This is a genomic window from Micromonospora sp. NPDC051543, from assembly GCF_044454415.1.
Lineage (GTDB): Bacteria > Actinomycetota > Actinomycetes > Mycobacteriales > Micromonosporaceae > Micromonospora.
The window spans coordinates 320,438-344,513 of the sequence record NZ_JBITDT010000005.1 but is presented as its reverse complement, the minus strand read 5'-3'; the positions used below and the strand labels follow the sequence as shown (position 1 = coordinate 344,513).

Sequence of the window (24,076 nt, the reverse complement as noted above, 5' to 3'; positions counted from 1 at the left end):
CCGGCGCGGCACCGAGAACCACAAAAGGGGAGAACCGTGACGCACGTGTCCGAGCGCAGCGGCGCAGGAAGCAGCCCGAACGGCGCTGGCAGCGACCACCAGCCGTGGACGGGCGGTGCCGGCCGCCAGCGGGGCAAGCGCTCCGTCTCGTACGCCGACGCCGGGGTCTCCATCGACGCGGGCGACCGCGCGGTCGAGCTGCTGAAGTCGAAGGTGCGCGAGACCCGGCGTCCCGAGGTGCTGGGTGACCTCGGCGGCTTCGCCGGCCTGTTCCGCCTGGACACGAAGAAGTACAAGAACCCGATCCTGGCGTCCTCGACCGACGGTGTGGGCACCAAGCTGGTCATCGCCCAGCAGATGGACATCCACGACACGGTCGGCATCGACCTGGTCGCGATGGTCGTCGACGACCTGGTGGCGTGCGGTGCCGAGCCGCTGTTCCTGCTCGACTACATCGCCACCGGCGAGGTCGTTCCGGACAAGGTGGCCGAGATCGGCGCGGGCATCGCCGACGGCTGCCGGTACGCGGGCTGCGCGCTGCTGGGCGGGGAGACCGCCGAGCACCCCGGTGTGCTGCGCCCCGACGAGTACGACATCTCCGCGACCGGCGTCGGTGTGGTCGAGGAGGCCGACATCCTCAGCCCGGAGCGCGTCGAGGTCGGTGACGTCGTCATCGCCATGCGCTCCTCCGGCCTGCACTCCAACGGCTACTCGCTGGTCCGGCACGTGCTGCTCGGCGCCGCCCGGATGCGGCTGGACATCGTGATCGACGACTTCGGCCGGCAGCGGACCCTCGGTGAGGAGCTGCTGACCCCCACCAAGATCTACGCCAAGGACTGCCTCAAGCTGATCGAGGAGGCCGAGGTGCGGGCGCTGTCGCACATCACCGGCGGCGGCATCCCGGGCAACCTGGTGCGGGTGCTTCCCGAGCACGTCGACGCGGTGGTCAACCGGTCCACCTGGAAGCCGCAGCCCATCTTCGACCTGATCCAGTCCAAGGGTCGGATCGACGACCAGGACATGGAGTCGACGTTCAACATGGGCGTCGGCATGTTCGCGATCGTCTCGGCCGAGGACGCCGACCGCGCCCTGGCCACGCTGACCGGCCGTGGGGTCGAGGCCTGGCAGGCGGGCGAGATCATCGAGGGCACCGGCAACGTGCAGATGGTCGGTCAGCACACTCGCGGCTGATCACGCTCCGGTGACCGTACGGGCACCTGATCAGGGCTTCACCCGAGTGGCCGGCGCCGCCTAGCCTGAAAGGCTCGGGCTGGGCGGAGGAGGGTGATGGCTGCTGGAGAACCGACGTTCAGCGGGATGCGCGGGCTGGCCGCCGTCCCGTCGTACGTCGTCATGCAGCCCACCACGCTGTGCAACCTCGACTGCGCATACTGCTACCTGCCGTTCCGGGCCGCCGACCGGCGGATGTCGGTGCCGGTGGCCGAGGCGGTGGCGGCGGCGGTCAACCCGTGGGCGGCCTCCGGGCGCTTCTCCGTCGTGTGGCACGGCGGCGAGCCGTTGGCGGCCGGTCGGGAGCACCTGGCCGCCCTGATCGCGCCCTTCGGGCCCGAGGTCGAACACCACGTGCAGACGAACGCCACGTTGATCGACGACGAGTGGTGCGAGTTCTTCGCCCGGCACGAGATGCGGGTCAGCGTGAGCGTGGACGGGCCGCGCGAGCGCAACGGCGACCGGGTCAACCGTGGCGGTCAGCCGGCGTACGACCGGATCCTGCGGGGTGTGGCCGCGCTGCGCCGGCACGATCTGCCCTTCTCCGCGCTGGCCGTGGTGTCCCGGCCGACGCCGGGCCTCGCCGCGGAGCTGTACGACTATTTCCTCGATCTGGGCTGCGATGTGCTGGGCATCAACATCGAGGAGACCGAAGGGGTCAACACCCGCGACAACAGCCACGACCCGGCTGCGGTGACGACGTTCTGGGCCGAACTGGTGGCGGCCTGGCGGCGGGCGCCCCGGATCCACCTGCGCGAGGTCGAGTGGTCGCTGCGGTACGCGGCGGCGGTCCTCGACGGCACGGCGGACGGTGTGCTGCCCCGCCGGCTGGATCCGATACCCACCATCGGGCACGACGGCTCGGTGACGGTGCTCTCCCCGGAGTTGGCCGGCTTCACCGACCCTCGCTACGGCGACTTCAGCAGTGGGAACGTGCTGACCACTCCGCTGACCCGGATCCTGGCCGGTGCCGCGTCGACCTCGTGGGTCGGCGAGTTCCTGACCGGGGTGGAAGCGTGTCGGGTGTCGTGCCCGTACTTCGGCTTCTGTGGCGGCGGCCACGCCGCCAACCGTTACTTCGAGCTGGGGCGTTTTGACGGTACGGAGACCGAGCACTGCCGCAACAGCAAGATCCGCCTATTGGAGGGAGTGTTGGAGCATGCCCGAGATCACCAGTCACCGGCGGCCTGAACGCGAAGCGGACGATGCCCCGGACGACGACGTCACCGAACGCGTGCGGGAGGCCGCCCCCGGGCTTGTCGCGCTGTTGCAGGAGGCCGCGGACGCACGGCGGCTACGGGCCGAGGTGGCGGGCGGAGACGGCGTCAGCGCGGTCTGCGCCTGGAACCACTTCGAGAACATCCCGACCTTCTACAACTGGAACAACCGGCCGCGTTAGGGCGGCCGTGATCAGGGGCCTGTCGGCCAGACGGGGTAGTCCCCGGCCAGGGCAGGCCCCTGATGATCGGCACCGATCTCGCTCCCGAAGGACACATGCGTGAGCACGCGGGGGTTACCGCGTGCTCAGCTACGTCGAGAGGTCAGCGGGTCGGACGGACCCAGGGATCGGGGTCGTCGTCCGCGTGATTCTCATCATCGTCGTCGACGAACTCTTTTGAGTCGTCGTCGAAGTGGTGCTCAGACTTACCAGCACCCGCCAGTTCGCGCTGCAAGGCGGTGAGGTCGGTGTTCGGGGAGTGGTACTTCAACTCCCGGGCCACCTTAGTCTGCTTGGCCTTAGCACGGCCGCGCCCCATGGCTCGACCCCCTCGCACAGAATGCGGGGCAGCCCGAAGGCGGGCCCCGATGACGTCAGGCATCTCTCGTGGCTCTTACGGTACATGGGGATGCCATCGTTCGGCACCTCGGGTTACCGTCAGCCGGCTCTGCGCGTTGCGGCGATCCGGCCGTCACCCAGTGTACCTGGTAAGGAGCGGAACGGAGAGCACCCGTGACACCGGGCAAAACACGCCAAACGTGACCCGGGCCTCAGCTTACCGAGTCGGGGCGGTGCGGGAGGCCCGGAGGCGGATCCCGGTCGATCCGCCTCCGGAATGCGTCAGCGCAGATGGATCGTGCGCAGCCGGCCGACCTCGGCCATCCGCCGCTCGGCCAGCCGGTCCGCGGCGACCGCGGGCGGCACGCCCTCGGCGTCCGCCAGGCGCAGGATCTCCCGGGTGGTGTCGTAGATCCGGGTGGCCCGCAGCTTCGCCCGGTCGAAGTTGAAGCCCTCGATCTCGTCGGCCACCTGGATCACGCCGCCGGCGTTGACCACGTAGTCCGGCGTGTAGAGGATGCCCCGGTCGGCCAGCAGCTTCTCGATCCCCGGGTGCGCGAGCTGGTTGTTCGCCGCGCCGGTCACGACCTTGGCGCGCAGCGCCGGAACGGTGTCGTCGTTCAGCGCGCCGCCCAGCGCGCAGGGTGCGTACACGTCGATGTCCGCGGCGACCAGCGCGCTGGCGTCGTCCACCAGAGTGACCTGCGGGTGGTTGGCGCGTACCCAGGCCAGGGCCTTCGGGTTGACGTCCGTGGCGACCACCTCGGCGCCGTCGTCCAGCAGGTGCCCGGTCAGGTACTTGCCGACCTTGCCCAGGCCCGCCACGCCGACCCGGCGGCCGTTCAGGCTCGGCGTGCCCCAGACGTGCTCGGCGGCCGCCCGCATCCCCTGGAACACGCCCCAGGCGGTGAGGATCGACGAGTCGCCGGCGCCGCCGTGCTCCACGCTGCGGCCGGTCACGTAGCGGGTCTCGCGGGCGATGATGTCCATGTCGGGCACGTAGGTGCCGACGTCGCAGGCGGTGTAGTAGCGGCCCGCCAGCGACTCCACGAAGCGGCCGTACGCGCGCAGCAGCGCCTCGCTCTTGATCTGCTCCGGGTCGCCCCAGATGACGGCCTTGCCGCCGCCCAGGTCCAGGCCGGCGAGCGCGTTCTTGTACGCCATCCCACGGGACAGGTCGAGCACGTCGGCGAGGGCGTCGTCCTCGCTGGCGTACGGGTAGAAGCGGGTGCCGCCGAGCGCGGGCCCCAGCGCGGTGGAGTAGATCCCGATGATCGCCTTGAGACCGCTCTGCTTGTCCTGGCAGAAGACGACCTGTTCGTGACCGGTCGATATCGGGTCGTCGGTGCTCGCGAAAACGCCCATGACTGGCTCCTACGATGGTGTGCGTTCCTTGTGGGACGCGGACCTGGTGGACCCCGGCGGGGATGCTGCCGGTGTGATCGAGCCTAGTATCGGCCGCCGTACGAGCGCCCGACGCGCCGCCGCCGTCCCACGGTGCGGGGCGCGCGGTCCGGCCGCTGGCCGCGTGGGGGTGCGGTTCGTGGGAGGATCGCGCGGTGCCGTCGCTCTTCGCTTCTTACCTGCGCGTGTACGAGCCGCTGACCGCCTTCGACCGGGACCGGCAGAGTTACTGGCGTCGCTATGTCTCGGAGGGACGGGCGATCGCCCCCGTCGAGGGGCCCGGCCGTCAGCGGACGGCGGTGATCGAGGCGCTGGGCGCGGGCTGGACCCGCCTACCCGACCTGCCCGAGGAGGCGTACGTCCTGGAGACGGACGACAGCCTGCTGGTCTGCCCCTGGAACCTGCGCATCCGGGTCGCTGAGGCGGCGCTCAACGCCCGGGACGGGGTGCCCCCGGTGCTTGCCGACGCCTTCGTGCCGCCGGTGCTCGCCGGGCAGGCCCGGGCGGTGGTCGACGACTGGCGCAGCGGCGCACGGGTTCTGGAGCACGGGGTGCCCCGGGTGCACGAGCAGATCGCCACCTGGGGCGTACCCCTGCGGTGGTTCGTGCTCTTCGACCCGACGGAGCGGGACTTCGTCACCCAGCCGGGCCGGCGGGCGCTGCGCTACCGGACGGAGATCTCCAAGGCTCGTCGTCGTTCGTCCCGGGCGTTGTCGGTGCTGCGCAAGTCGGTGGGCGAGGCGCCGATCACCGAGGCGGTCCAGGAGGCCGCGCGCTGGCTGGAGGAGTTCCACCCGGGCTCGATGGTGGAGCTGGACTACGGCGGCCTCGTCGACCTGCTCTCCGATGAGACTCTCGCCGCCGACGACTCGCCGGAGTTGGTCGCCGGTGGCCTCGCGGGCCTGTCGCGGGGGGAGGCGGACGAGGCGTCGGCCGCGTACGACAAGTTGGTGGCCCGCTGGCGCGCGGTGCAGCTCCTGGAGCGGTGCAACTAAGGCAAATCACCCCTAGGAGCGCTCCCAAAGCGAGGGTGTCTCGTAGTTGACGCATCACGAACCGTGATCATGAGTCCGAATAAGGTACTTTCTACCGTGTAAAAGTCGTAAAAATCGGGCATGGTTCATCCGTCCGTCTAGGGACCTTCATCCGTTCGGCCCATGTCGGACATCGGGGACTAGCCGGACCATGGGAGACGCGTCGGCCGGCGGGACCCCGGCCGATGTCTATACATGTGGAGGAGTGACCGATGGCATCGCGAACGCACGAACCAGAGCCGCTGCTCACACCGGCCGAGGTGGCGTCGATGTTCCGTGTCGACCCGAAGACGGTGACCCGGTGGGCGAAGGCGGGCAAGCTCAGTGCCATCCGCACCCTGGGTGGCCACCGTCGATACCGCGAGTCGGAGGTCAGGGCGCTGCTACAGGGCCAGATCCCGCAGCAGCGGCAGGGCGACTGACCCGATAGAGGTTTCCGAGAAGGGGCGGTGGATCTCGATCCACCGCCCCTTCTCATGTCCGCTCGGCTCCGACGGCGGCGCGTCAGTCCGTGTCGGGGCCGGTCAACGTCAACCGGATGCCGACCGTGCCGCCCTCACCGTGACGGAACCGGCTGCCGAGCAGGCTCAGCCGACCGATCAGGCGGTACTTGTGCTTGAGCAGGTCGCGGACCCGGCCCGTGTCGCGGCCACCGTAGAGGGTCGCGTGGGCGGGCACCTCGGCGCCGTGCGGCCGGCCCCGCACGTCGCACGGCGCCACGGTCACCTCGCCGTTGTGGCGGATCCGCTTGACCTTTCCCGAGTCGGCACGGGTCCACACCGCCAGCGCGTCCCCGTCGCGGACCGCCCAGACGGGGGTCGGCACCGCCCGGCCGTCCTTACGGAAGGTCGTGAGCAGGATGTACTTCTCGGCCGACAGCCGGTCCAGCGTGGTCACGCCGCCAGGATAGGCCGCCACGGGCCACTGAGCGGCCAGATAGCGTGAACGGCGTGACGGGGGAGCCTGCAATTGGTGACGTGGTCGGCGAGCTGCTGCGGGACGCGCTCGCCGTGGCGACCGGGGTCGGCCCCCGGCCGATGGTCGGCGGCCGGCTGCCCCGGCCGGTCATCGAGATCATCGAACGGGACGACGGTCTGATCAACGGCGCTCCGGCGGCGCACTACCTCGACGGGCCGGCCGACTGGCAGCCGTACGACCACCGGGCCGTCGACCGGGCCCGGGGCGAGACGCTCGACGTCGGCACCGGCGCCGGCCGGATCGCGCTGCTGCTCCAGGAGCGCGGCGTACCCGTCACCGGCCTCGACACGTCCGCCGGCGCCCTCGACGTGAGCCGGCGGCGTGGCGTACGGCGGCTGGTGCACGGAACGGTGGACACGCACGTCGCCGACGGCCGGCGCTACGACACGTTCCTGCTGCTCGGCAACAACCTCGGGCTGTTCGAGGGGCGCGAGCGGGCCCCGGTGTTCCTCGCCGCGCTCGCCGCGCTGGCCCGACCCGGGGCGCAGATCATCGCGCACGGCACCAACCCGTACGGAACCCGCGACCCCGTTCACACCGGCTACCACGAGCGCAACCGACGCCGGGGGAGGCTCGGTGGCCAGCTCCGGCTCCGGCTGCGCTACCGGGAACTCGGCACCGAATGGTTCGACTACCTGGTCTGCTCGCCGGACGAGTTCGCCGAGCTGGTGCACGGCAGCGGCTGGCGGTTGACCGATGTGGACGACCGGGACGCCCCCTACTACCTGGCCACCCTGCGCCTCGCCGGGTGAGCGACGGCTCCCGCGCCGCGTCGGACGCGGGAGCCGTCGTACGGCTCAGACCTGAACGGTCGGGGGCAGCGGCTCGGGCGGGAGGCCGCCATCGCCGTCGACCACCTCGTCGGGGGTGCCGTCCTCGTCGATGTCGACCATGGTGATGTCCACCTTGCCGTCACCGTCGGTGTCGAACTGGAACAGGTCGGCCTTGCCGTCGCCGTCGGTGTCCACCACCCACACGTCGGTCTTGCCGTCGTTGTTGGTGTCGGCGCGCAGCAGCTCGACCCGCTCGTCGCCCCGGGTCTCCACGGTCTCGGAGTCGGAGGTGACGCTCTCCGGTGCCTGGCTCATCTCGATGCGGTCCTTCCCTTGGGTTGACGGGCCGTACGTACCCGATCCCGCGCTCCCCCACGCATGGGCGGGGTCGGCGTGCTGTCTAGGGTCGCACCATGAGCGAGCGCAGCGGACCGAGCACCCGGGCCGGCGTGGCGGAGACCCCGCGCGCTGCCGGGCCGGCGGACAGGGAGGCGTGGTGAACGATCGTTTCGTGGTCGTCGGTGCGGGCACGATGGGGCTCGGCATCGCGTACGTGGCGGCCGGCGCCGGCCACGCCGTCGAGCTGGTCGAGGTGGACGCGGACCGGGGCGCGACCGCGCTGACCCGGCTCGCCGACCTGTGGGAACGCGCCGTGCAGCGCGGCAAGCTGACCGCCGACGAGGCCGCCGCGAACCGGGAGCGGGTGATCCTGCGGCCGAGCCTCGCCGAGGTCGCCCCCGCTCCGGGAGTGGTCGTGGAGGCGGTGCCGGAGCGGCTGGACCTGAAGCGGGCGGTGCTGCGCGACGCCGCCGCCCTGGACCCGGCCCTGCTCGGCAGCAACACGTCCAGCATCGCCATCGGCGAGCTGGCCGCGGATCTGGACGCGCCCGAGCGCTTCCTCGGCCTGCACTTCTTCAACCCCGTCTGGGCGATGACGCTGCTGGAGATCGTGGTCGGCCCGGCCACCGCCGAGGAGACCACCACCGCGGCCGTCGCGCTCGCCGGCCGGTTGGGCAAGGACCCCGTCGTCGTACGCGACATGCCCGGCTTCGCGACCTCCCGCCTCGGGGTCACCCTCGGGCTGGAGGCGATCCGGATGGTCGCCGACCGGGTGGCCAGCCCGGCCGACATCGACAAGGCGATGGTGCTCGGCTACCGGCACCCCATCGGACCGCTGGAACTCACCGACCTGGTGGGCCTCGACGTGCGGCTCGACATCGCCCGTACCCTCCAGGCCGCGTACGGGGACCGCTTCGCCCCGCCGGAGCTGCTGGTGGAGATGGTGGCCGCCGGGCGGCTGGGCAAGAAGTCCGGGCACGGCTTCTATCGCTGGGAAGGTGGCGTCAAGCAATGAGTGGTCTGCGGATCGAGGAGCGGTCGGACCGGCTCGTGGTGACGCTGGCCCGACCGGAGAAGCGCAACGCCATCGACGCCGACCTGATCGCCGAGCTGCACGAGGTCTGCGCCGAGTTGGAGGCCCGTCCCCGGCTGCTGCTCCTGACCGGCGGCGCGGAGGGCATCTTCGCCGGTGGCGCCGACATCGGCCAGCTCCGCGAGCGGGGCCGCACGGACGCCCTGGCCGCGATCAACTCGGCGGCCTTCGCGCGGATCAGGGCACTGCCCATGCCGAGCGTGGCCGCCGTGGACGGGCCGGCGCTGGGCGGCGGCGCGGAACTGGCGTACGCCTGCGATCTTCGGGTGTGCACGGCCCGGGCGGTGTTCGGTCAGCCGGAGGTGCGGTTGGGCATCCTGGCCGGCGCTGGCGCGACCCACCGACTGCCCGCCCTCGTCGGCGAGGGTCGGGCCAAGGAACTGCTGTTCACCGGCCGTCGGGTGGACGCGGCGGAGGCCCTGCGGATCGGTCTGGTGAACCGGGTGGTGGACGAACCCGGTGAGCTGCTGACGACGGCGCACGGGCTGCTGGACGAGATGGCCCAGGCGTCGCCCCTGGCGTTGCGGCTCACCAAACTGGCCGTCGACGCGCCCCCCGCCGCGCACCCGCAGCTCGACCTGGTGAGTCAGGCGGTGCTCTTCGAGGACGAGGAGAAGCACCGCCGCATGACCGAGTTCCTGGAACGCCGCCGGGCCCGCTGACGCGGCAACGGGAACGGCCGCACCGGCTGTCGAGCCGGTGCGGCCGTCGCGGTCCGCCGGTGCTGTGCTCAGTGCCGGATCTGCACCCCGCTGTCGGCGAGGGCCCGGATCACCTGGGCCGACTCGCCGAAGCCGATGATCAGGACGGCGTCCGCGCCGAATTCCTTGATCTCCTTCGCGCCGCCGGAGAAGTCCACCGGCGCGGCCTTGGCGTCGGCCGGCGGGTCGTACGTGAGCAGCTTGAGTCGGTCTCCGGGGATGCCGGCCTTCTCCAGCTCGTCACGGACGGTGGCCTGCAGGCCCTCACCGTAGGAGTCCTTACGGGCGACGATGACGATCTTCTGCGACCCGTCGCGGAGGACCACGTCGGCAAGCGCCCGGCCCTGGAGGCTGTCCGGTGGGGCGGTACGGAAGTAGAGGCCCTTGTCCTCGACGTCGGTGAGGCCCGCGTCGGTGTTCGACGGCGAGAAGAGGATCTTCCCGGCCTTGACCACGTCCGGCAGCACCTCGCGCGAGATGCCCGAGGCGCCCGCGCCGATGATGATGCTGACCCCGTCCGCCACGTGCTTGGCGACGGTCGCCTTGGCCACCGCCGGGTTGGTGCCGTCGTCGCCGTCCTTCCACGTCACCGGCTTGCCCAGCACGCCGCCAGCGGCGTTGATCTCCCGGATGGCCAGCGCCGCACCGGCCGCCATCGGCGGGTACGCGATCGCCAGGTCGCCGGTCTTCGGCAGGAGACCGCCCACGATCAGCGGCTTCTGGTCGTCGGCGTCACCGGGGCGCGGCTTCTTGCCCTTCGGCGGCGTCTTGGTGCTCGCCGCCGACTCGGAGCCCGCGCCGACGAACTCGGTCTTGCCGTCGTTGAGCTGCTGGCCGTCGAAGGTCAGCGTGGCGTAGCTCGCGGTGGCCGGCTCACCCTTGTCGGTGAACCCGGCGCGGGTCAGCGAGACGCTGCGGTACTCGATGTCCTGCCCGGCCCGGGCCAGCGTGAGGCAGCTGGCCGGGGTCTCGCAGCGCTGTCCGTTGTTGGTCACGCCGACGATCTGCTTGGCGATGGCCGCCGGGTCGGTGCTGCCGGCCAGTTGGGCCGCGAGCACACCGATGACCACCGCGTCGTACGTCTCGGCGGAGTAGAGGTAGTCCGTCAGCGCCGGATTGACGGACCGTAGCCGGCCCTTGAAGTCTTCGGGCAGTGGGGTGAGTGGCGTGGTCCCCTTCATTCCGTCGACGAGGTCGGCGCGTTCCTTCAACTCCGCTGGGTAGGAGTTGAGCATGTTGCCGTCCGTGCCGTAGAGGCGCACCTGTTGGGCGCTCCCCTCCTGGGCCTTGTCATCCCCGCAAGCGCTTGTGGCGAGCAGGATCGTCGCGCAGGCAGCCAGTGTGGCCACCCGCGAGCGGCGTGATACGAGCATGGTCGTCCTTCCTCCGGCGAAGGTCCGCTGCGCACATTAGCGTGCCGAGGCCGGTCGCGGGACCGTGGAGGCGGCGCAATGCGTAGGTAGCTCACTGTGAATACGCAGAGTGACGGTAGTGCCGTGGCTTGACCCCCCGTCCTACTGTGCGCTGGGTGACGGACCTACCACAGCAAACGTTCGACGACGCGACCGCCGTGCTCCAATCGGCGCTGGCCGGGGACGGGGACGCCGTGACAGGTACGTTCGACGCCGTCGTCGACCGGGCCGGCCTGTCCGGGGCGTACGGGGTCGCCTGGTGCCTGGCCGCGACGATGGTCGGTGACGCGCCGACGAGCACCGGGTGCGCGCTGGAGTTTCCGGGCATCGAGCAGGCGGACTACGACACCCGCTGGGTGGCTCGCTTCGTGAGCGCCTACGCCAACCGGGACGTGTCGACCGGCGAGGCCCTGTTCGGCGCGGCGGCGGCCGACGGGCTGCTCTCCGACTGCCTGCTCACGCTCGCCGGCTCGACGATCGCCACCCTGCGCAGCCGCGCCGAATGAACGCGGCACCCGCTTTGGGTGCCGCGTCCGCGCGGGCCGTTCAGAAGGCGTGGTACGCGACCAGCGGCTCGTACTCGTAGCGCAGGTTGTCGAAGCGGACCCGGAAGTTGACCCCGTCCTTGACGTTCGTCGCGACGACGGTCCAGCCGGAGTTGGCCGGCAGGTACGTCCAGTAGTTGCAGTTGCTGGTCTTGTCGATGAAGATCACGCAGGCTTCGGTGGCGTACGCGCTGGTGTTGCGGACGTTGATGTCGCGGCACCGGGTTGTGGTGCGGTACGGGCCGGCCTGGCCGCCGTAACCGCCGGTCTGGAAGAACGAGCGGACCGCGCCGCCGTAGCAGGTGGCGAGCGGCGCGAAGAGGTTCGGCCCCGAGGTGAAATCGGTGGAGTCGGCACCGGGGGTGGCCGGGGCGGCCTGGGCGGGTACGCCGGTGGCGAGCAGCGCGGCGGCCGTGGCGACGGCGAGCAGGCGAGCGGTCGGGGATGACATGCAGGCGGCCTCCGAAAACAGTTAATTGACTGTCCGTATTGGACGGACGAGCTGACCGTGACGATGATACTGATCGATCAATCGCGGCGTGGTCCGGGATCGTCGGTCCGGTGTGATAGCTCTGGGGCATGTCCGAGGCCATGCTCAGCAAGGTGCGCAAGCTGCTCGCCCAGGCCGAGGATCCGGCCTGCACGCCCGCCGAGTCGGCGGCGTTCACCGCCAAGGCGACCGAGCTGATCGCCCGCTACGGCGTCGACAGGGCGCTCCTCGCGGTCCGCGACCCGACCACCGACCCGGTCGGCGACAGGGTGCTCGACATCGTCGCCCCGTACGCGCGGGACAAGGTCGGCCTGCTCGCGGCGGTCGCCGAGCCGCTGCGCTGCCGCTGCGTCCGGCGTAAGCAGGGCAACGGCTTCGTCGCCCACCTGTTCGGCTTCACCAGCGACCTCGAACGCGTGGATCTGCTCTTCACGTCGCTGCTCGTACAGGCCGCACACGGCCTGGCGGCCACGGCGGTGCCGCCGGACGACCATCCGGCCGCCTTCCGACGCTCCTGGCTCGCGGGCTTCGCCGAGGTGATCGGGGGACGGCTCTGGGCGGCCGAGTCGGCGGCGGCCAGCGAGTCAGGCGCCCAGTCGATGGCGTTGGTGCTGGCCGACCGCTCCGACCGGGTGCAGCGACGGCTCACCGAGGAGTACCCGCGACTGCGTGCCGCTCCGGCTCGTCGACTCGGCGGCACGGGCTTCGGCTCCGGCGCCGAGGCGGGCAGCCGCGCTCACCTGGGCGGCCGGAATCTCGACACCGGCCGGGTCGGTCGACAACTCGGCCACTGACTCCGGCCCGGCTCGGCCCGGATCAGCCCGGCGCGGCGCGGCTCAGGCGGTGTGCGGGCCGCCGCGCGACACCGTGGCGAGATAGCGGGTGAGCAACTCGTGCCAGCCCGCCGTGAGCGCCTTGCGATAGCCCTCGGCCGCCTCACCGTGCCGGTCGAAGTGCCGGTGCTCCAGCTCGACCCGGGTCCGTTCGGGGCCGTCCGGCAGGAACAGCACCTCGACCTCGCTCGCCTTCGCCGGATCCGGCACCGGCACCCGGTCCGGCCCGAGCTGCCAGGCGAAGACCAGCCGTCGAGGCGGATCCCACGTGAGCACCCGACCCCAGTCGGCGCGGAAGCCGTACGGGCCGATCTCGTAGAGCATTCCGCCGGCCCGGGGCTCCATGCCCAGCTCGGCGAGAGCTTCCGGACCGGACCAGGTGTACTCGGTGACCCACCACTCGGTCAGCTCGTCGGTGAACACGGCGAACGCCCGCTCGGCGGACCCGGGGACGAGCAGACTGCACCGTAGGGAGAAGCGCTCCAGGTCCTGCCGAATGTCGGCCGGATCAGCCATCCCCTGTCCCATAGGCCCGGACCATACCGGCTGATGCCCGGGTGTGCAGCTTCGCGCGGTGCCTTTTCCAGACAGTGGGTTGCCGAGTCGTCACGGACGGGATGGTCCGCCGGAAAGCGGGTAACCGCGCCGGACGGCCCGGACCACGGGTCGGCGCACGGGCGGAGCGGGAGAGCATGAGCGAGAACGCGCAGCAGCGACGGCCGGAGCGGGACGCCGACGCCGGAGACCCGGACGTCCTCCTCGACATCCCGAAGGTCACGGTCGACTCGATCCGGCTGGCCGTGGACGGGCTGGACGCCGACATCTCGCTGCGTGCCCGGCTGGCCAACCTGCTCCAACTCGACGCGGGCGTACGGGTCCACCTGCACGGCGTCGAACTGGACATCGACGGGGTGCACGCCGAGGCGCAGCTACGGGTACGACTGGAGCAGCTGGTGTCGCTCCTGGGCCGCGCGCTCGACACCATCGACAACAACCCGCAGGTCATCGAGTCTCTCTCCCGCGCGGGCACCGGCGCGCTCGACGACGTGAACCGCAGTAGCGAGCAGTTGGCGGCCCGCGCCGCCGAGATCACCGCTCGCGCACAGCACGGCAACGTCCGCGACGAACTGGCCCGGCAGGCGGGTGTGCCCGGCGGGGCCGGCGACCAGTCGCGGGTACGACCGGTCCGCCCGGTGAGTCCGTCGGCCGGTGCGCCCGTCTCGACCCCCGCTCCGGGCCCGTCCGGCGCTCCCGCCGGTGACAGCGGGCAGCCCGGCGGCGGTCCGGCCCGGGGTGACCAGGGCGGTGGTGGTCCGGCTGGGGCTGGTCGGGCTGGTGGTGGCACGGCGGGGCGCGGTGAGGGCGGCCAGGGTGGCCGGGCCGAGGGCGGCCGGGCCGGTGGCGGACCCTCTGGTGGCGGGCCGGCCGGCGGTGCACAGGGCGGCGGCCAGCAGGCTGCCGGCCAGCACGGTGGTGCCGGCCAGCAGGGCGGCGGCCAGCCGGGGGCGGGCCAGCACGGCGGCGGCCGGCAGGCCGGCGGTCAGCAGGGCGGCGGCGGGGGTGGCGGGCAGGTTGGCGGTGGTGTCGCGGGTGGGGCGCAGGCAGCGGCCCAGAACGCGGCGCAGCTCGCCGAGCAGGCGAGCGAGAGCATCCGCCAGGCCGGGCGCAGCGTGTGGGAGGCGATCCAGGGTGGGATCGCCCAGCACCGCCAACAGGGCCGCGGTGACCAGTGACACCACACCGAGATCTTGGAAACTTTCCGTTCGGCCCGAACGTTCGGCCCGAACGGAAACTGTCCAAGATCTCGTAGCCGCCGCGATCGGGCTACGGAAGCACGTAGCCGGACGTAGCAAGATCTCTTGCATCCGCACGTCAGAGCGCTACCTGAGGCCGCCGTGCGATCTGTCGGCGACTGCGGCCTTGACGCGCAATCGATGATGGCCGCATGAGCCTGGATGACGGTGAGCCGGTCCTGATCGCTGTGAGCCTTGCGGCCGTGGTCCTCGGCCTCGCCTGGGCTGTGCTGGGCGCGCGGGTGGCCGTCTCACGGCGGTTTCCCGCAGCCTGGATTCGACTGGTACGCCCGACGCCGCTCCAGCGGGCCCGGCCCGTGCGGATGGGCTGCGCCCAGGTCATGAGCGGCGCGGGCCTGGTCGCGTATGGCGCAACGTTCCTCATCCCCATGCCCTATCCAGTGGGGGTTGCACTGATCGCGGTGTTCCTGTTGCTGCTGCTGACTGCGGCGGGATCGGTGGCGCTGCTCCGCCGCTAGCCGCGCATGGTGGATGAGCGGGCAGTCGCGCGACATCACCGGCGGCAGAAGCGGGGCGGCGTGCGCTGCGTGCGACAAGTGGCGGTGATCACTAGCCAGAGCGGTCGACCAGGGGCAACGGCGACTGACGCGGCGCGGGCACAAAAGCAAGATCCCCACCTGCGTATTCGCTGGTGGGGACCTCTGTAGCCCGGCGAAAGGCTATGTGGCCAGGGGCGGGGTCGAACCGCCGACCTTCCGATTTTCAGTCGGACGCTCGTACCAACTGAGCTACCTGGCCGTGTTGCTCGGCTCATGCTACCCGTCAGCAGATCGAGCTGCTGACAGGATCACACGCTCCGATACGCAGAACGCCGCGCGAGGCGCGGCGTCAGCGCTGCGGTCCTGACGGGACTTGAACCCGCGACCTCCGCCTTGACAGGGCGGCGAGCACTCCAACTGCTCCACAGGACCTAGCTTGTGTTGCTCCGGCTTGCGCCGGTCGTGCCCCCAACGGGATTCGAACCCGTGCTACCGCCTTGAAAGGGCGGCGTCCTGGGCCGCTAGACGATGAGGGCGGCCCCGCCATCATTGCACATTCGCAACTTCAAGCGGACTTGCTCCCATCCGGCCCCGCCGGAGGCTTGGAAAGCATACGTGATGCCTGGCCGGTCGACAAAACCGGTATGGCCGGGGTCGTGGTGGGCCGTATAACCGCAGTTCAGATGCCATCTACTTGAGCCGGGTGATGCCGTAGCGGTGCTTCAGGTCGGCGATCAGGTGCGGGCAGGCGGCGAGCGTCGCGGACCGGTTTCCACCCCCGTCGTGCAGCAGCACGATGGAGCCGGGACGTGCCGCGTTGTGGACCCGCTTGGCGATCGTGGCGGCGGTCGGCTTGTCCCAGTCCTGCGGGTCGACGGCCCAGTGCAGGGGGCGCATGCCGAGCTCCTTGGCCACCCCGAGGACCTCTGTCGTCCACCGGCCGCCGGGTTGCCGGTAGAAGAGCACCGGCGTGCCCGGGGCGGCCGTCTGGATGGCCTTGTTGGTACGCGCCAGGTCGGCCTTGATGTCGGCGACCGGTCGCCGGGCGAGGTCGAGGTCGTGCCGCCAACTGTGGTTGCACAGTTGGTGGCCCTCCCGGACGATCCGCCGGATCAGCTCCGGGTGCCGTTGGGCTTCGCGGCCCACCACGCAGAAGGTGGCCGTGACGTGGGCCGCCTTCAGTTGGTCGAGCACCTTGGGTGTCCAGGTGGGGCTGGGCCCGTCGTCGAAGGTCAGCGCCACGGGCCGTACGCCGGTGTTGCGCCGGAGCCCGGCCGGGAGCTTCGCCGGCAGCGGTCGCAGCGGCGGTTTCGGGGGCTTGGTGTGGGTGGCGCTCGGCGAGGCGGTGGGCTTCGGCGTGGGGCCGGTGGTCGATTCGACGGGCTGCGGCGGCCCGGCGGCGTGGATGGCAGTGTCTGGCTGGGCGCAACCGGACAAGACCAGCACCACGGCGAGGACGGACGCCAGGGCGGCGCGGGCTTGCATCTGTTCGCTCCCGGAGGGTCGGGGTGGGCGGACCACCCCGACGGTAGTGGAAGCGTCCGGGGAGCCGACAGGTCGGTCAGGCCTCTCGCGACTGGTCCAGTGAGTCGCGGACCGCCACCGCCAGCGAGACCGCCTCGGCCAGGTCGACCGGCCGGACCACTCCGGCGGGCAGCCCGTCGGCCCGCCAGCCCGGGCCGGCGGCGAGGATCAGCAGCGGGCGGCGGGGTGCGGCGAGCAGCGCGCTGAGCTGAGCCGGGTCGGCGGTGGCCCGGGTGTGTGACCAGAGCACCACGGCGGCCGGTCCGGTCCGGTTGACCGCCTCGACGAGGGCGGCCACCGGCACCCGGGCGCCCAGCATCCGGTAGCCCACGCCGGCCTCGGCGAGCGCGGCGGCCAGTGCTTCCAGGGGAAGGGTGTGCTGCTCCTCGTCGGCGCAGGAGAGCAGGATCCGGGCGGGCCCGGCGGGCGGCTTGGCCCGGCTGGCCGCGGCGAACGCCTCCGACACGCACCGGGAGACCAGGTGTTCCACCTCGATGAGGCCGGAGGTGGCGACATGCCGGTCACCGATGCCGGCGAGCACCGGCCGCAGCAGGGTCTCCCAGGTGGCGACGACCCCGCTGGCGGCGATGGTGTGCGCGATCGTCTCGTTGATCACCGCCGCGTCCAGGCGCATGGCAGCGCGGGCCAGGCCCCGGGCCGCCGGTCCGGCGCGGCCCACGCCGATGGCGCCACCGCCGTCGCGGCTCGCCGGACGGATCCGACCCCGGGCGACGGTGTCCAGGTGCGTGCGGTCCGGTGCCTGCCGGGCCCATCGGGCCGCCTCGGCCGGGCTGACGCCCTCGGCGGTCAGCCGCCGCATGGTTTCGAGGCGGGCCAGGTCGGCCGGTGTGTACCGGCGGTGATGGCCGGGCACGTGCTCGCTGGGCCCGAGCCCGTAGCGCTGGTGCCAGGTACGCAGCGTGGTGACCGCGACCCCCAGCCGGCGCGCGACGGCGCCCGCGCTCAACGCCTCATCGGCCACCCGACCGCTCCACCGCGTCGTCCGCCGGCGATCCGGGCGGGGTCGTGGTGGTGGAGCCGGGGGTGTCCGACGAGGACCCCGAGGGGCGCAACAGACGGTTCACCACCCCGCCCAGCCAGGGGGCGTACGAACGAGGGTCCCGGTCGAGGTCGGCTTCCAGGGCAGCCGGGTCGGCCCAGCGCAGCTCGGCCACCTCGTCCGGGTCGGGGCGCAGGGGTGCGACGGGCCGGAACTCGCCGCGCAGCACGTGGTCGTACTCGAACTCGACCCGACCGGTGCTGGGGTCCTCGGCGTAGTAGACGTAGACGCCCACCTGGGTCAGCTCGACCGGACCGGTGCCCAGCTCCTCACGCAGCCGCCGGTTGGCCGCCTCGGTGAGCGACTCGCCCGGCTGGGGGTGGCCGCAGCAGGAGTTCGCCCACCGCAGCGGAAAGCGGGTCTTGACCGCGGCCCGTCGTTGCAACAGCACCTGGCCGTCCGGGTCGACGAGCATCACCGAGAACGCCCGGTGCAGTTGCCCCGGCGGTTGGTGTGCGGCGGCGACGGTGGTGTCGCCGTGGGCTCGCCCGGCGTCGTCGACCAGCTCGACGAGATGGTCCTCGCGGCTGCTCATCGTCCCTCCCCCGTGATCCGGCCGGCGGCCAGCTTGCCAGAGATCAACACCATTGGTACGCCCACGCCGGGTTGGGTGCCGGAGCCGACGAAGACGACGTTCGACAGGTGTCGGTGCAGGTTCGACGGGCGGAACGGCCCGGTCTGGAAGAGGGTGTGCGCGGCGGCGAACGGTGTGCCGGCGGCCATGCCCTGCTCGGCCCACTCGGCGGGGGTGATCGCCCGCAGCACCTCGACGCCGTCACCGAACCCGACGTAGCCGCGCTCCTCCAGCGTCGCGATGAGCTGGTCGCCGTACCGCTGGGTCAGGTCGCCACGCCACTCGAAGGGCGCCCGGTCGAGGTTCGGCACGGGCGCGAGCACGTAGTAGGTGTGCCGATCCGCCGGTGCCACCGACGGGTCGGTCCGGCTGGGATTGGTGACGAGCAGCGACGGATCGGTCATCAGCTCACCCCTGCGGATGACCTCATCGAAGGTGCCCTTCCACGCGCGTCCGAAGTGGATGTTGTGGTGGGCGATCTTCGCATAGCCCTGCCGCGAGCCGACGTGCAGGACGACGCAGGACGGCGAGTAGGTGAGGCGTCGCGTGGGCGCGGCGGGCAGCAGATCCCGGTAGGCGACCGGCAGGTCCGGGTTGAGCACCACCACGTCCGCCGGCACCAGCTCGCCGTCGGCGGTCAGCACGCCGGTGGCCCGGCCGTTCACGGTCTCCACCCGGGTCACCGTGGTGTCGTACCGGATCTGCACGCCGTGCTTCTCGGCCGCGCCGGCCATCGCGCGGGAGACCGCGTGGATGCCGCCCCGGGGGAAGTAGACCCCGGCCACCGAGTCGAGGTACGCGATGACCGCGTAGATGGCCAGCGCGTCGTGGGGGGCGAGCCCGGCGTACATCGCCTGGAAGGAGAAGATCCGCTGGGTACGCGGGTCCCGGAAGAACTGGTTGATCTTGGTCTGGAGGCGGCGGAAGGCCCCACCGGTGAGCAGCTTGAGCAGGTTGCCGGTGAGCAGGTCGGTCGGCGCGTCCAGGTTGCGCTCGATGAAGTCGGCCCGCTCCAGCCGCCACAGCTCCCGCGAGTAGTCGACGAAGCGCAGGTAGCCGTCGGCCTCCCGGGGACCGCAGACCCGGGAGATCTCGGCCGCCATCCGGGTGGTGTCGGTGCGTACGTCGAGGGTCGACCCGTCCGGGTAGTACGCCCGGTACGCCGGGTCCAGCGGGGTCAGGTCGAGCCAGTCGCGCAGCTCCTCGCCGACGGCCCCGAGCGCCTCGGCGATGAGGTCGGGCATGGTGAGCACGGTCGGGCCGGTGTCGAACTCGTAGCCGTCGACCGCGAGCCGCCCGGCTCGTCCGCCGGGGACCGACTCGCGCTCCAGCACCGTCACCTGCCGGCCGCTGCCGGCGAGGTGCAGCGCGCAGGCGAGCCCACCCAGCCCGGCGCCCACGACCACCACCCGGTCCGTCCGTCCCGTCACCGTCCGCACGTGACCACCTCCTCGAGATCCTCGGTCATCAGGCCCGCCGACTGGTGGCAGCGGTGGCCAACCCGGTCAGCGCGGTACGCGCCGTCCGGTCCACGGGCGCGCTGTCGAGCGCGGCCAGGGCATCGCCCACCCGCTCGGCGATCATCCGCTCCACCCGGGCCACCGCACCGGTCGCGGCGACCACGTCGGCGAGCCGTTCGACGGTTTCGCCGTCGGTCTGCTCCAGCGCTCGGAGCTGGCTCGGCGTGGCCAGTTGGCGGGCCAGCATGAGCAGCGTGGTGGGCTTGCCGACGCGCAGGTCGTCGCCGGCCGGTTTACCGGTCGACTCCGGGTCGCCGTAGACGCCGAGCAGGTCGTCGCGGAGCTGGAACGCCTCGCCGACGGCCAGCCCGTAGCGGGTGTACGCGGTGACCAGCGCGTCGTCGGCCGCCACCGCGGCCAGGCGGGCGCCGAACAGCAACGGTCGCTGCACCGTGTAGCTGGCGGTCTTGTAGCGGGCCACGCGCAGCGCCCGGTCGACCGACCAGCTGTCCGGGTCGTTCTCGCCGAGCACGTCCAGGTACTGCCCGGCGACCGTCTCGACCCGCATCTGGTCGTAGCAGCGGCGGACCTCGAACAGTCGGGCCGGGGTGATGGTGGCGCGGGCGAGCAGCTTGTCGGCCCAGACCATGCAGAGGTCGCCGATCAGCACGGCGGCGGCCTCGCCGAACCGGTCCGGGTCGCCCCGGTGGCCGGCGGCGACGTGCTGGGCGGCGAGCGCGACGTGCACGGTGGGCCGGCCGCGACGGGTCGTGGAGGCGTCCATCACGTCGTCGTGGACGAGCGCGAAGGTGTGCAGCAGTTCGAGGGCGGCGAGCGCGGGTAGGACTGCGGTGAGCGGTTCGTCGCCACCGACGGCCCCGCGCCAGCCCCAGTAGCCGAACGTGGACCGGATCCGCTTTCCCCCGGACAGCACGGCCGCGCGTGCGGCGGACGCGAATCCGCCCATGGCTGCGTCGATCTCGGTGAGTGCGTCGACCTCGGCGGTGAGGAAGGTGGACAGGGTCTCGTCGACCGCCGTGATCAGGTCCTGGGTGTAAGCGGCCAGGACAGCGCGGACCGGGTCGTCCCCCTCGCCTGGCTCCGCTGGCGCCACACGTACCGCGTTGCCCGCAACTGCGTCGTTGGCCATGTGGGCGAGCGTACCCTAGGGTACGAGTTGCGTCGATTGGTGCGTCGATATTTGAGGAGGGCCGGTGGAAACGGATCTCACCGCTGCCTATGACCGGTGCCGTGAGCTGCACAAACGTCATGGCCGCACCTACTATCTCGCCACCCGGCTGCTTCCGGCGTGGAAACGACGACATGTGCACGCTCTCTACGGATTCACGCGGTACGCCGACGAGATCGTCGACAGCACCGAGGCCCTTCCACCCGCCGAGCGGGCCGCCCTGCTCGACGACTGGGCCAGCAGGTTCGTGGCCGGCCTGCACGGCGCGTCGGTTGACGACCCGCTGCTGCCGGCCGTGCTGCACACGATCGCCATCTTCGATCTGGACCGGGACGACTTCGCGTCGTTTCTCAAGAGCATGGCGATGGACCTGACGGTCACCTCGTACCCGACGTACGACCACCTGCTCGACTACATGGAGGGTTCGGCGGCGGTGATCGGCACCATGATGTTGCCGATCCTGGGCAGCTCCGACCCGGCGGCGGCCCGCGAACCGGCCCGGCAGCTCGGCTTCGCCTTCCAGCTCACCAACTTCATCCGGGACGTCGCCGAGGACCTCGACCGGGGCCGCACCTACCTCCCCGACGAGGACCTGGCGAAGTTCGGCGTCACCCGCGAGGAGCTGATCGAGGCCCGCGACCGGGGGCAGGGCACGCCCCGCACCCGCGAGTTGATCGAGTACGAGGTGACCCGGGCCCAGGCGCACTACGCCGCCGCCGCGCCGGGCATCACCATGCTCGCTCCCGCCTCGCAGGCGTGCATGCGCACGGCGTACGCGCTCTACGGCGGCATCCTCGACGAGGTGGCCGCGCAGGACTACGACGTGTTCGCCCGCCGCGCCCTGGTGCCGCAGCGGCGACGGATGGCGGTGGCCGCGCGTGCTCTGCTGACGTCGACGGGTACCCCGGTCACGATCCCGGGCCCGACGGTCCAGCCGGCGGCCCGGTGAGCGGGGGCACCGCGGTCGTGCTCTTCACCCGCGACCTGCGGGTGCACGACCACCCGGCGCTGGCGACGACCTGTGCGGCGTTCGACCGGGTGGTGCCGTTGTACGTGCTCGACCCGGCCCTGGCCGGGCTGTCGGCCAACCGCACCCGGTTCCTGCACCAGGCGCTCGCCGACCTGCGCGACGCGCTGCGCGAGCGCGGCGGTGACCTGGTGGTGCGGCGCGGCGACCCGGTGGCCGAGACCATCGGGCTGGCCGGCAAGGTCGGTGCCACCGCCGTGGCGCTCTCCGCCGATGTCAGCCACTACGCGCGCCGGCGGGAGCGTCGACTGCGGGACGAGTGCGAGCGGCACCGGCTGCACCTGCGGCTGTTTCCGGGACTGACGGTCGTCGAGCCGGGTGCGCTGCGCCCCGGCGGCGGAGGCGACCACTACCGGGTTTTCAGCCCCTACCACCGGGCGTGGGCCGCCGCGCGGTGGCGCGAGGAGTTGGCCGCGCCGAGCCGGATCGTGCTGCCCGACGGGGTCAGCGTGGGCCGGATGCCGGCACTGCCGGCGGGGGAGTCACCGGACGCGGCCGTCGGCGGCGAACGCGTCGCCCGGCAGCGGCTCGCCGACTGGCTGCCCGAGCTGAGCCGGTACGACGACCAGCACGACGACATGGCCGGCGACGACACCTCCCGCCTCAGCCCGTACCTGCGCTTCGGTTGCGTGTCGCCGCTGTCGGTGGCCAACCGGGCCGGCGACCGGTCCGGGCCGTTCGTGCGGCAGATCTGCTGGCGCGACTTCTACTACCAGGTCACCGCCGCGTTCCCGCAGATCTCGACGGCCGCGTACCGGCGGGGCGCCACCGAAGAGTGGCGCTACGACGACGACGCCCTCGCGGCCTGGACCGAGGGCCGGACGGGCATGCCGATCGTGGACGCCGGGATGCGGCAGATGCGGGCACAGGGTTGGCAGCACAACCGGGCCCGGCTGATCACCGCCGGCTACCTGACCAAGCACCTGGGGCAGGACTGGCGGGCCGGCGTACAGGTCTTCTTCCGCTGGCTCCTCGACGGCGACGTGGCCAACAACTCGGGCAACTGGCAGTGGGTCGCCGGCACCGGTAACGACACCAAGCCGTACCGGGGGTTCAACCCGGTCCGGCAGGCCGAGCGGTACGACCCGGCCGGCGACTACGTACGCCGGTGGGTGCCGGAGTTGGCGAAGGTGTCGGGCAAGGCCATCCACCAGCCGTGGAAGCTGCCCGACGATCTTCGTCGCTCGCTTGACTATCCGCCGCCGCTCACCGTGCCCGGCACCGATCCGGTCTGGCTGCGCTGATCAGAGGCAGGAGTGCAGTGCCTCGGCCAGCTCGTCGACCCGGTCGTGTTCGGCGAGCTGTGCCGTGACGTACGCGAGCGTGTAGCCACGCACCGGGTCGGCCCAGGCGCTGCTGCCCCCGAGCCCGCCCATGCCCCAACTGAGGTCGGGCTCCCACTGCATGCCCAGCGTCCACCGGACCCGGCGGTCCAGCACCAGGTCCGGGCCGTCGTACTGGACCCGGGTCGCCTCGTCGAGAAGGGCGGGGCTGAACAGCCGTACGCCGTCCAGGACGCCGCCGGCCAGCAGGCCCGCGTAGAGCCGGCCCAGGCCGACGGAGGTGGCGTGCAGGTTGACCGCCGGCATCTCGGCCCCCCGCCACAGCGGACTGTTCAGCACGGCGAGGTCCAGCCCACCGGCCGGGTTGCCCAACGCCCTCGCCCGCAGTGTCTCCGGCTCGCCCAGTTTGCGGATCGGCCACTCCGGGTCGCCGTAGCGCAGGTCCGCGCAACGCCGTTGGTCCGTCTCGGCCAGCCCGAACCCGAGGTCGAGCTGCCACGGGCCGGCGATCTCGTCGGCAAGGAAGCGGCCCACGCGGCGGCCGTCCACCCGGCGGACCAGCTCGCCCACCAGGTGGCCGTACGTCCAGGCGTGCTCGCCGGCCAACGACCCGGGCGGCCATTCGGGGTCGGCGGCGGCCAGGTCGCCGGCGAGCAGCGCCCAGTCCGCGATCGCGCTGGCCGGCCGGGGCACCGGGAACGCCGGCAGCCCGGCGGTGTGCGACAACACGTGCCGCACGGTGGCCGGGGTACGGAACTCCGGCCAGTACCGCTGCACGGGAGTGTCCAGGTCGACCCGGCCCCGGTCGACGAGCAGCAGCAGGCACAGCGCGGCCACCGGCTTGCCGACCGAGTAGACGTTGACCAGCGTGTCCGGTCGCCACGGTTGGCCGGACGGCCCGTCACCGGCGCGGAACCCGCCCACCAGGTCGACCACCGGCTGGCCGTCGTACCAGATGGTGAGGCTGGCACCGGTCTCCCGGCCGGCGGTCAGCAGGTCGTGGAAGCAGTCCCGGACGGGGGCGAAGCGTGCGTGCATCGGATCACCGTAGGCGCTC

General features: G+C 71.9%; 27 protein-coding genes and 3 tRNA genes. 14 read left to right on the top strand and 16 right to left on the bottom strand.

Features of this window, described 5'->3' with window-relative positions; genetic code table 11:
• Nucleotides 1-36: 36 nt before the first annotated feature.
• The 3 genes from purM (at nt 37) to amcA (ending at nt 2,629) form a co-directional block, all read left to right on the top strand.
• Nucleotides 37-1,191 (top strand): phosphoribosylformylglycinamidine cyclo-ligase, encoded by a 1,155-nt coding sequence (gene purM, locus ACIA3K_RS11755; RefSeq protein ID WP_355048408.1) that lies wholly within the window; start codon nt 37-39, stop codon nt 1,189-1,191.
• A gap of 126 nt (nt 1,192-1,317) precedes the next feature.
• The gene (gene amcB / locus ACIA3K_RS11750; protein ID WP_396800830.1) at nt 1,318-2,421 is read left to right on the top strand and encodes a cyclophane-forming radical SAM peptide maturase AmcB; all 1,104 of its coding nucleotides are present in this window, start codon (nt 1,318-1,320) and stop codon (nt 2,419-2,421) included.
• On the top strand, nt 2,390-2,629 hold the full coding sequence (gene amcA / locus ACIA3K_RS11745; protein WP_355048407.1) for a multiple cyclophane-containing RiPP AmcA: 240 nt from the start codon (nt 2,390-2,392) through the stop codon (nt 2,627-2,629). The genes amcB and amcA overlap by 32 nt, the downstream gene beginning before the upstream one ends.
• 142 nt (nt 2,630-2,771) lie before the next feature.
• Here amcA and ACIA3K_RS11740 read toward each other — a convergent pair whose 3' ends face one another.
• A complete protein-coding gene (locus ACIA3K_RS11740; RefSeq protein ID WP_007454329.1) occupies nt 2,772-2,987 on the bottom strand; it encodes a DUF3073 domain-containing protein in 216 nt (71 codons plus the stop codon).
• Nucleotides 2,988-3,289: 302 nt separating this feature from the next.
• Nucleotides 3,290-4,372 (bottom strand): Glu/Leu/Phe/Val dehydrogenase, encoded by a 1,083-nt coding sequence (locus ACIA3K_RS11735; protein ID WP_396800701.1) that lies wholly within the window; start codon nt 4,370-4,372, stop codon nt 3,290-3,292.
• A gap of 194 nt (nt 4,373-4,566) precedes the next feature.
• Between ACIA3K_RS11735 and ACIA3K_RS11730 the strand changes: the two genes are divergently transcribed.
• Nucleotides 4,567-5,406 (top strand): hypothetical protein, encoded by an 840-nt coding sequence (locus tag ACIA3K_RS11730; protein WP_396800699.1) that lies wholly within the window; start codon nt 4,567-4,569, stop codon nt 5,404-5,406.
• Nucleotides 5,407-5,657: 251 nt separating this feature from the next.
• Complete coding sequence (locus ACIA3K_RS11725) at nt 5,658-5,867, top strand: BldC family transcriptional regulator (RefSeq protein WP_007073996.1); 210 nt, start codon at nt 5,658-5,660, stop codon at nt 5,865-5,867.
• An 82-nt stretch (nt 5,868-5,949) separates the two neighbouring features.
• On the opposite strand, the gene ACIA3K_RS11720 is transcribed toward ACIA3K_RS11725, so the two are convergent.
• Nucleotides 5,950-6,342, bottom strand: a complete 393-nt coding sequence (locus tag ACIA3K_RS11720; RefSeq protein ID WP_396800697.1) for a PPOX class F420-dependent oxidoreductase — start codon at nt 6,340-6,342, stop codon at nt 5,950-5,952.
• A gap of 53 nt (nt 6,343-6,395) precedes the next feature.
• Here ACIA3K_RS11720 and ACIA3K_RS11715 point away from each other — a divergent pair, with 53 nt between their 5' ends.
• Nucleotides 6,396-7,175, top strand: a complete 780-nt coding sequence (locus ACIA3K_RS11715) for a class I SAM-dependent methyltransferase (RefSeq protein ID WP_396800695.1) — start codon at nt 6,396-6,398, stop codon at nt 7,173-7,175.
• A gap of 45 nt (nt 7,176-7,220) precedes the next feature.
• Here the strand turns inward: ACIA3K_RS11715 and ACIA3K_RS11710 are convergent, their stop codons facing one another.
• Nucleotides 7,221-7,511, bottom strand: a complete 291-nt coding sequence (locus ACIA3K_RS11710; protein ID WP_393214867.1) for a hypothetical protein — start codon at nt 7,509-7,511, stop codon at nt 7,221-7,223.
• A 181-nt stretch (nt 7,512-7,692) separates the two neighbouring features.
• Here ACIA3K_RS11710 and ACIA3K_RS11705 point away from each other — a divergent pair, with 181 nt between their 5' ends.
• Complete coding sequence (locus ACIA3K_RS11705) at nt 7,693-8,550, top strand: 3-hydroxyacyl-CoA dehydrogenase family protein (RefSeq protein ID WP_396800693.1); 858 nt, start codon at nt 7,693-7,695, stop codon at nt 8,548-8,550.
• Nucleotides 8,547-9,290 (top strand): enoyl-CoA hydratase/isomerase family protein, encoded by a 744-nt coding sequence (locus tag ACIA3K_RS11700; RefSeq protein ID WP_396800692.1) that lies wholly within the window; start codon nt 8,547-8,549, stop codon nt 9,288-9,290. The genes ACIA3K_RS11705 and ACIA3K_RS11700 overlap by 4 nt, the downstream gene beginning before the upstream one ends.
• 68 nt (nt 9,291-9,358) lie before the next feature.
• Here the strand turns inward: ACIA3K_RS11700 and ACIA3K_RS11695 are convergent, their stop codons facing one another.
• Nucleotides 9,359-10,702 carry an ABC transporter substrate-binding protein gene (locus ACIA3K_RS11695; RefSeq protein ID WP_396800690.1) on the bottom strand — a complete coding sequence of 448 codons (1,344 nt, stop codon included), beginning with the start codon at nt 10,700-10,702 and terminating at the stop codon, nt 9,359-9,361.
• A gap of 155 nt (nt 10,703-10,857) precedes the next feature.
• Between ACIA3K_RS11695 and ACIA3K_RS11690 the strand changes: the two genes are divergently transcribed.
• Entirely contained in the window at nt 10,858-11,247 is a 390-nt protein-coding gene (locus tag ACIA3K_RS11690) for a hypothetical protein (RefSeq protein ID WP_396800688.1), read from the top strand.
• 40 nt (nt 11,248-11,287) lie between these two features.
• Here the strand turns inward: ACIA3K_RS11690 and ACIA3K_RS11685 are convergent, their stop codons facing one another.
• Complete coding sequence (locus tag ACIA3K_RS11685; protein ID WP_396800686.1) at nt 11,288-11,737, bottom strand: hypothetical protein; 450 nt, start codon at nt 11,735-11,737, stop codon at nt 11,288-11,290.
• A 128-nt stretch (nt 11,738-11,865) separates the two neighbouring features.
• On the opposite strand from ACIA3K_RS11685, the gene ACIA3K_RS11680 reads away from it, so the two are divergent.
• A complete protein-coding gene (locus tag ACIA3K_RS11680; RefSeq protein WP_396800684.1) occupies nt 11,866-12,570 on the top strand; it encodes a DUF2786 domain-containing protein in 705 nt (234 codons plus the stop codon).
• Between the two features lie 42 nt (nt 12,571-12,612).
• On the opposite strand, the gene ACIA3K_RS11675 is transcribed toward ACIA3K_RS11680, so the two are convergent.
• Nucleotides 12,613-13,137 (bottom strand): SRPBCC family protein, encoded by a 525-nt coding sequence (locus tag ACIA3K_RS11675; protein WP_355048395.1) that lies wholly within the window; start codon nt 13,135-13,137, stop codon nt 12,613-12,615.
• Nucleotides 13,138-13,301: 164 nt separating this feature from the next.
• Between ACIA3K_RS11675 and ACIA3K_RS11670 the strand changes: the two genes are divergently transcribed.
• Nucleotides 13,302-14,342: a hypothetical protein gene (locus tag ACIA3K_RS11670; RefSeq protein ID WP_396800682.1), complete on the top strand. Its 1,041-nt coding sequence runs from the start codon at nt 13,302-13,304 to the stop codon at nt 14,340-14,342.
• Nucleotides 14,343-14,554: 212 nt separating this feature from the next.
• Entirely contained in the window at nt 14,555-14,881 is a 327-nt protein-coding gene (locus ACIA3K_RS11665; protein WP_396800680.1) for a hypothetical protein, read from the top strand.
• A gap of 206 nt (nt 14,882-15,087) precedes the next feature.
• Here the strand turns inward: ACIA3K_RS11665 and ACIA3K_RS11660 are convergent.
• From ACIA3K_RS11660 to ACIA3K_RS11625, 8 genes are all read right to left on the bottom strand, one after another.
• Nucleotides 15,088-15,161, bottom strand: a tRNA-Phe gene (locus tag ACIA3K_RS11660).
• A 99-nt stretch (nt 15,162-15,260) separates the two neighbouring features.
• Nucleotides 15,261-15,334, bottom strand: a tRNA-Asp gene (locus ACIA3K_RS11655).
• Nucleotides 15,335-15,365: 31 nt separating this feature from the next.
• Nucleotides 15,366-15,438, bottom strand: a tRNA-Glu gene (locus ACIA3K_RS11650).
• A 154-nt stretch (nt 15,439-15,592) separates the two neighbouring features.
• The gene (locus ACIA3K_RS11645) at nt 15,593-16,387 is read right to left on the bottom strand and encodes a polysaccharide deacetylase family protein (protein WP_396800679.1); all 795 of its coding nucleotides are present in this window, start codon (nt 16,385-16,387) and stop codon (nt 15,593-15,595) included.
• Nucleotides 16,388-16,463: 76 nt separating this feature from the next.
• A complete protein-coding gene (locus ACIA3K_RS11640; protein ID WP_396800677.1) occupies nt 16,464-17,408 on the bottom strand; it encodes a MerR family transcriptional regulator in 945 nt (314 codons plus the stop codon).
• Nucleotides 17,398-18,021 carry an isopentenyl-diphosphate Delta-isomerase gene (gene idi, locus ACIA3K_RS11635; protein WP_396800675.1) on the bottom strand — a complete coding sequence of 208 codons (624 nt, stop codon included), beginning with the start codon at nt 18,019-18,021 and terminating at the stop codon, nt 17,398-17,400. Before idi ends, ACIA3K_RS11640 begins: the two co-directional genes overlap by 11 nt.
• Nucleotides 18,018-19,499, bottom strand: coding sequence for a phytoene desaturase family protein (crtI, locus tag ACIA3K_RS11630; protein ID WP_396800673.1), 1,482 nt, complete (start codon nt 19,497-19,499; stop codon nt 18,018-18,020). Before crtI ends, idi begins: the two co-directional genes overlap by 4 nt.
• Before the next feature lie 28 nt (nt 19,500-19,527).
• Nucleotides 19,528-20,670, bottom strand: a complete 1,143-nt coding sequence (locus tag ACIA3K_RS11625) for a polyprenyl synthetase family protein (RefSeq protein WP_396800671.1) — start codon at nt 20,668-20,670, stop codon at nt 19,528-19,530.
• Between the two features lie 64 nt (nt 20,671-20,734).
• On the opposite strand from ACIA3K_RS11625, the gene ACIA3K_RS11620 reads away from it, so the two are divergent.
• Nucleotides 20,735-21,658: a phytoene/squalene synthase family protein gene (locus ACIA3K_RS11620; RefSeq protein ID WP_396800669.1), complete on the top strand. Its 924-nt coding sequence runs from the start codon at nt 20,735-20,737 to the stop codon at nt 21,656-21,658.
• A complete protein-coding gene (locus tag ACIA3K_RS11615; RefSeq protein WP_396800667.1) occupies nt 21,655-22,980 on the top strand; it encodes a cryptochrome/photolyase family protein in 1,326 nt (441 codons plus the stop codon). Before ACIA3K_RS11620 ends, ACIA3K_RS11615 begins: the two co-directional genes overlap by 4 nt.
• On the opposite strand, the gene ACIA3K_RS11610 is transcribed toward ACIA3K_RS11615, so the two are convergent.
• Nucleotides 22,981-24,057, bottom strand: coding sequence for a serine hydrolase domain-containing protein (locus tag ACIA3K_RS11610; RefSeq protein WP_396800665.1), 1,077 nt, complete (start codon nt 24,055-24,057; stop codon nt 22,981-22,983). It abuts the gene before it with no gap.
• Nucleotides 24,058-24,076: the final 19 nt, after the last annotated feature.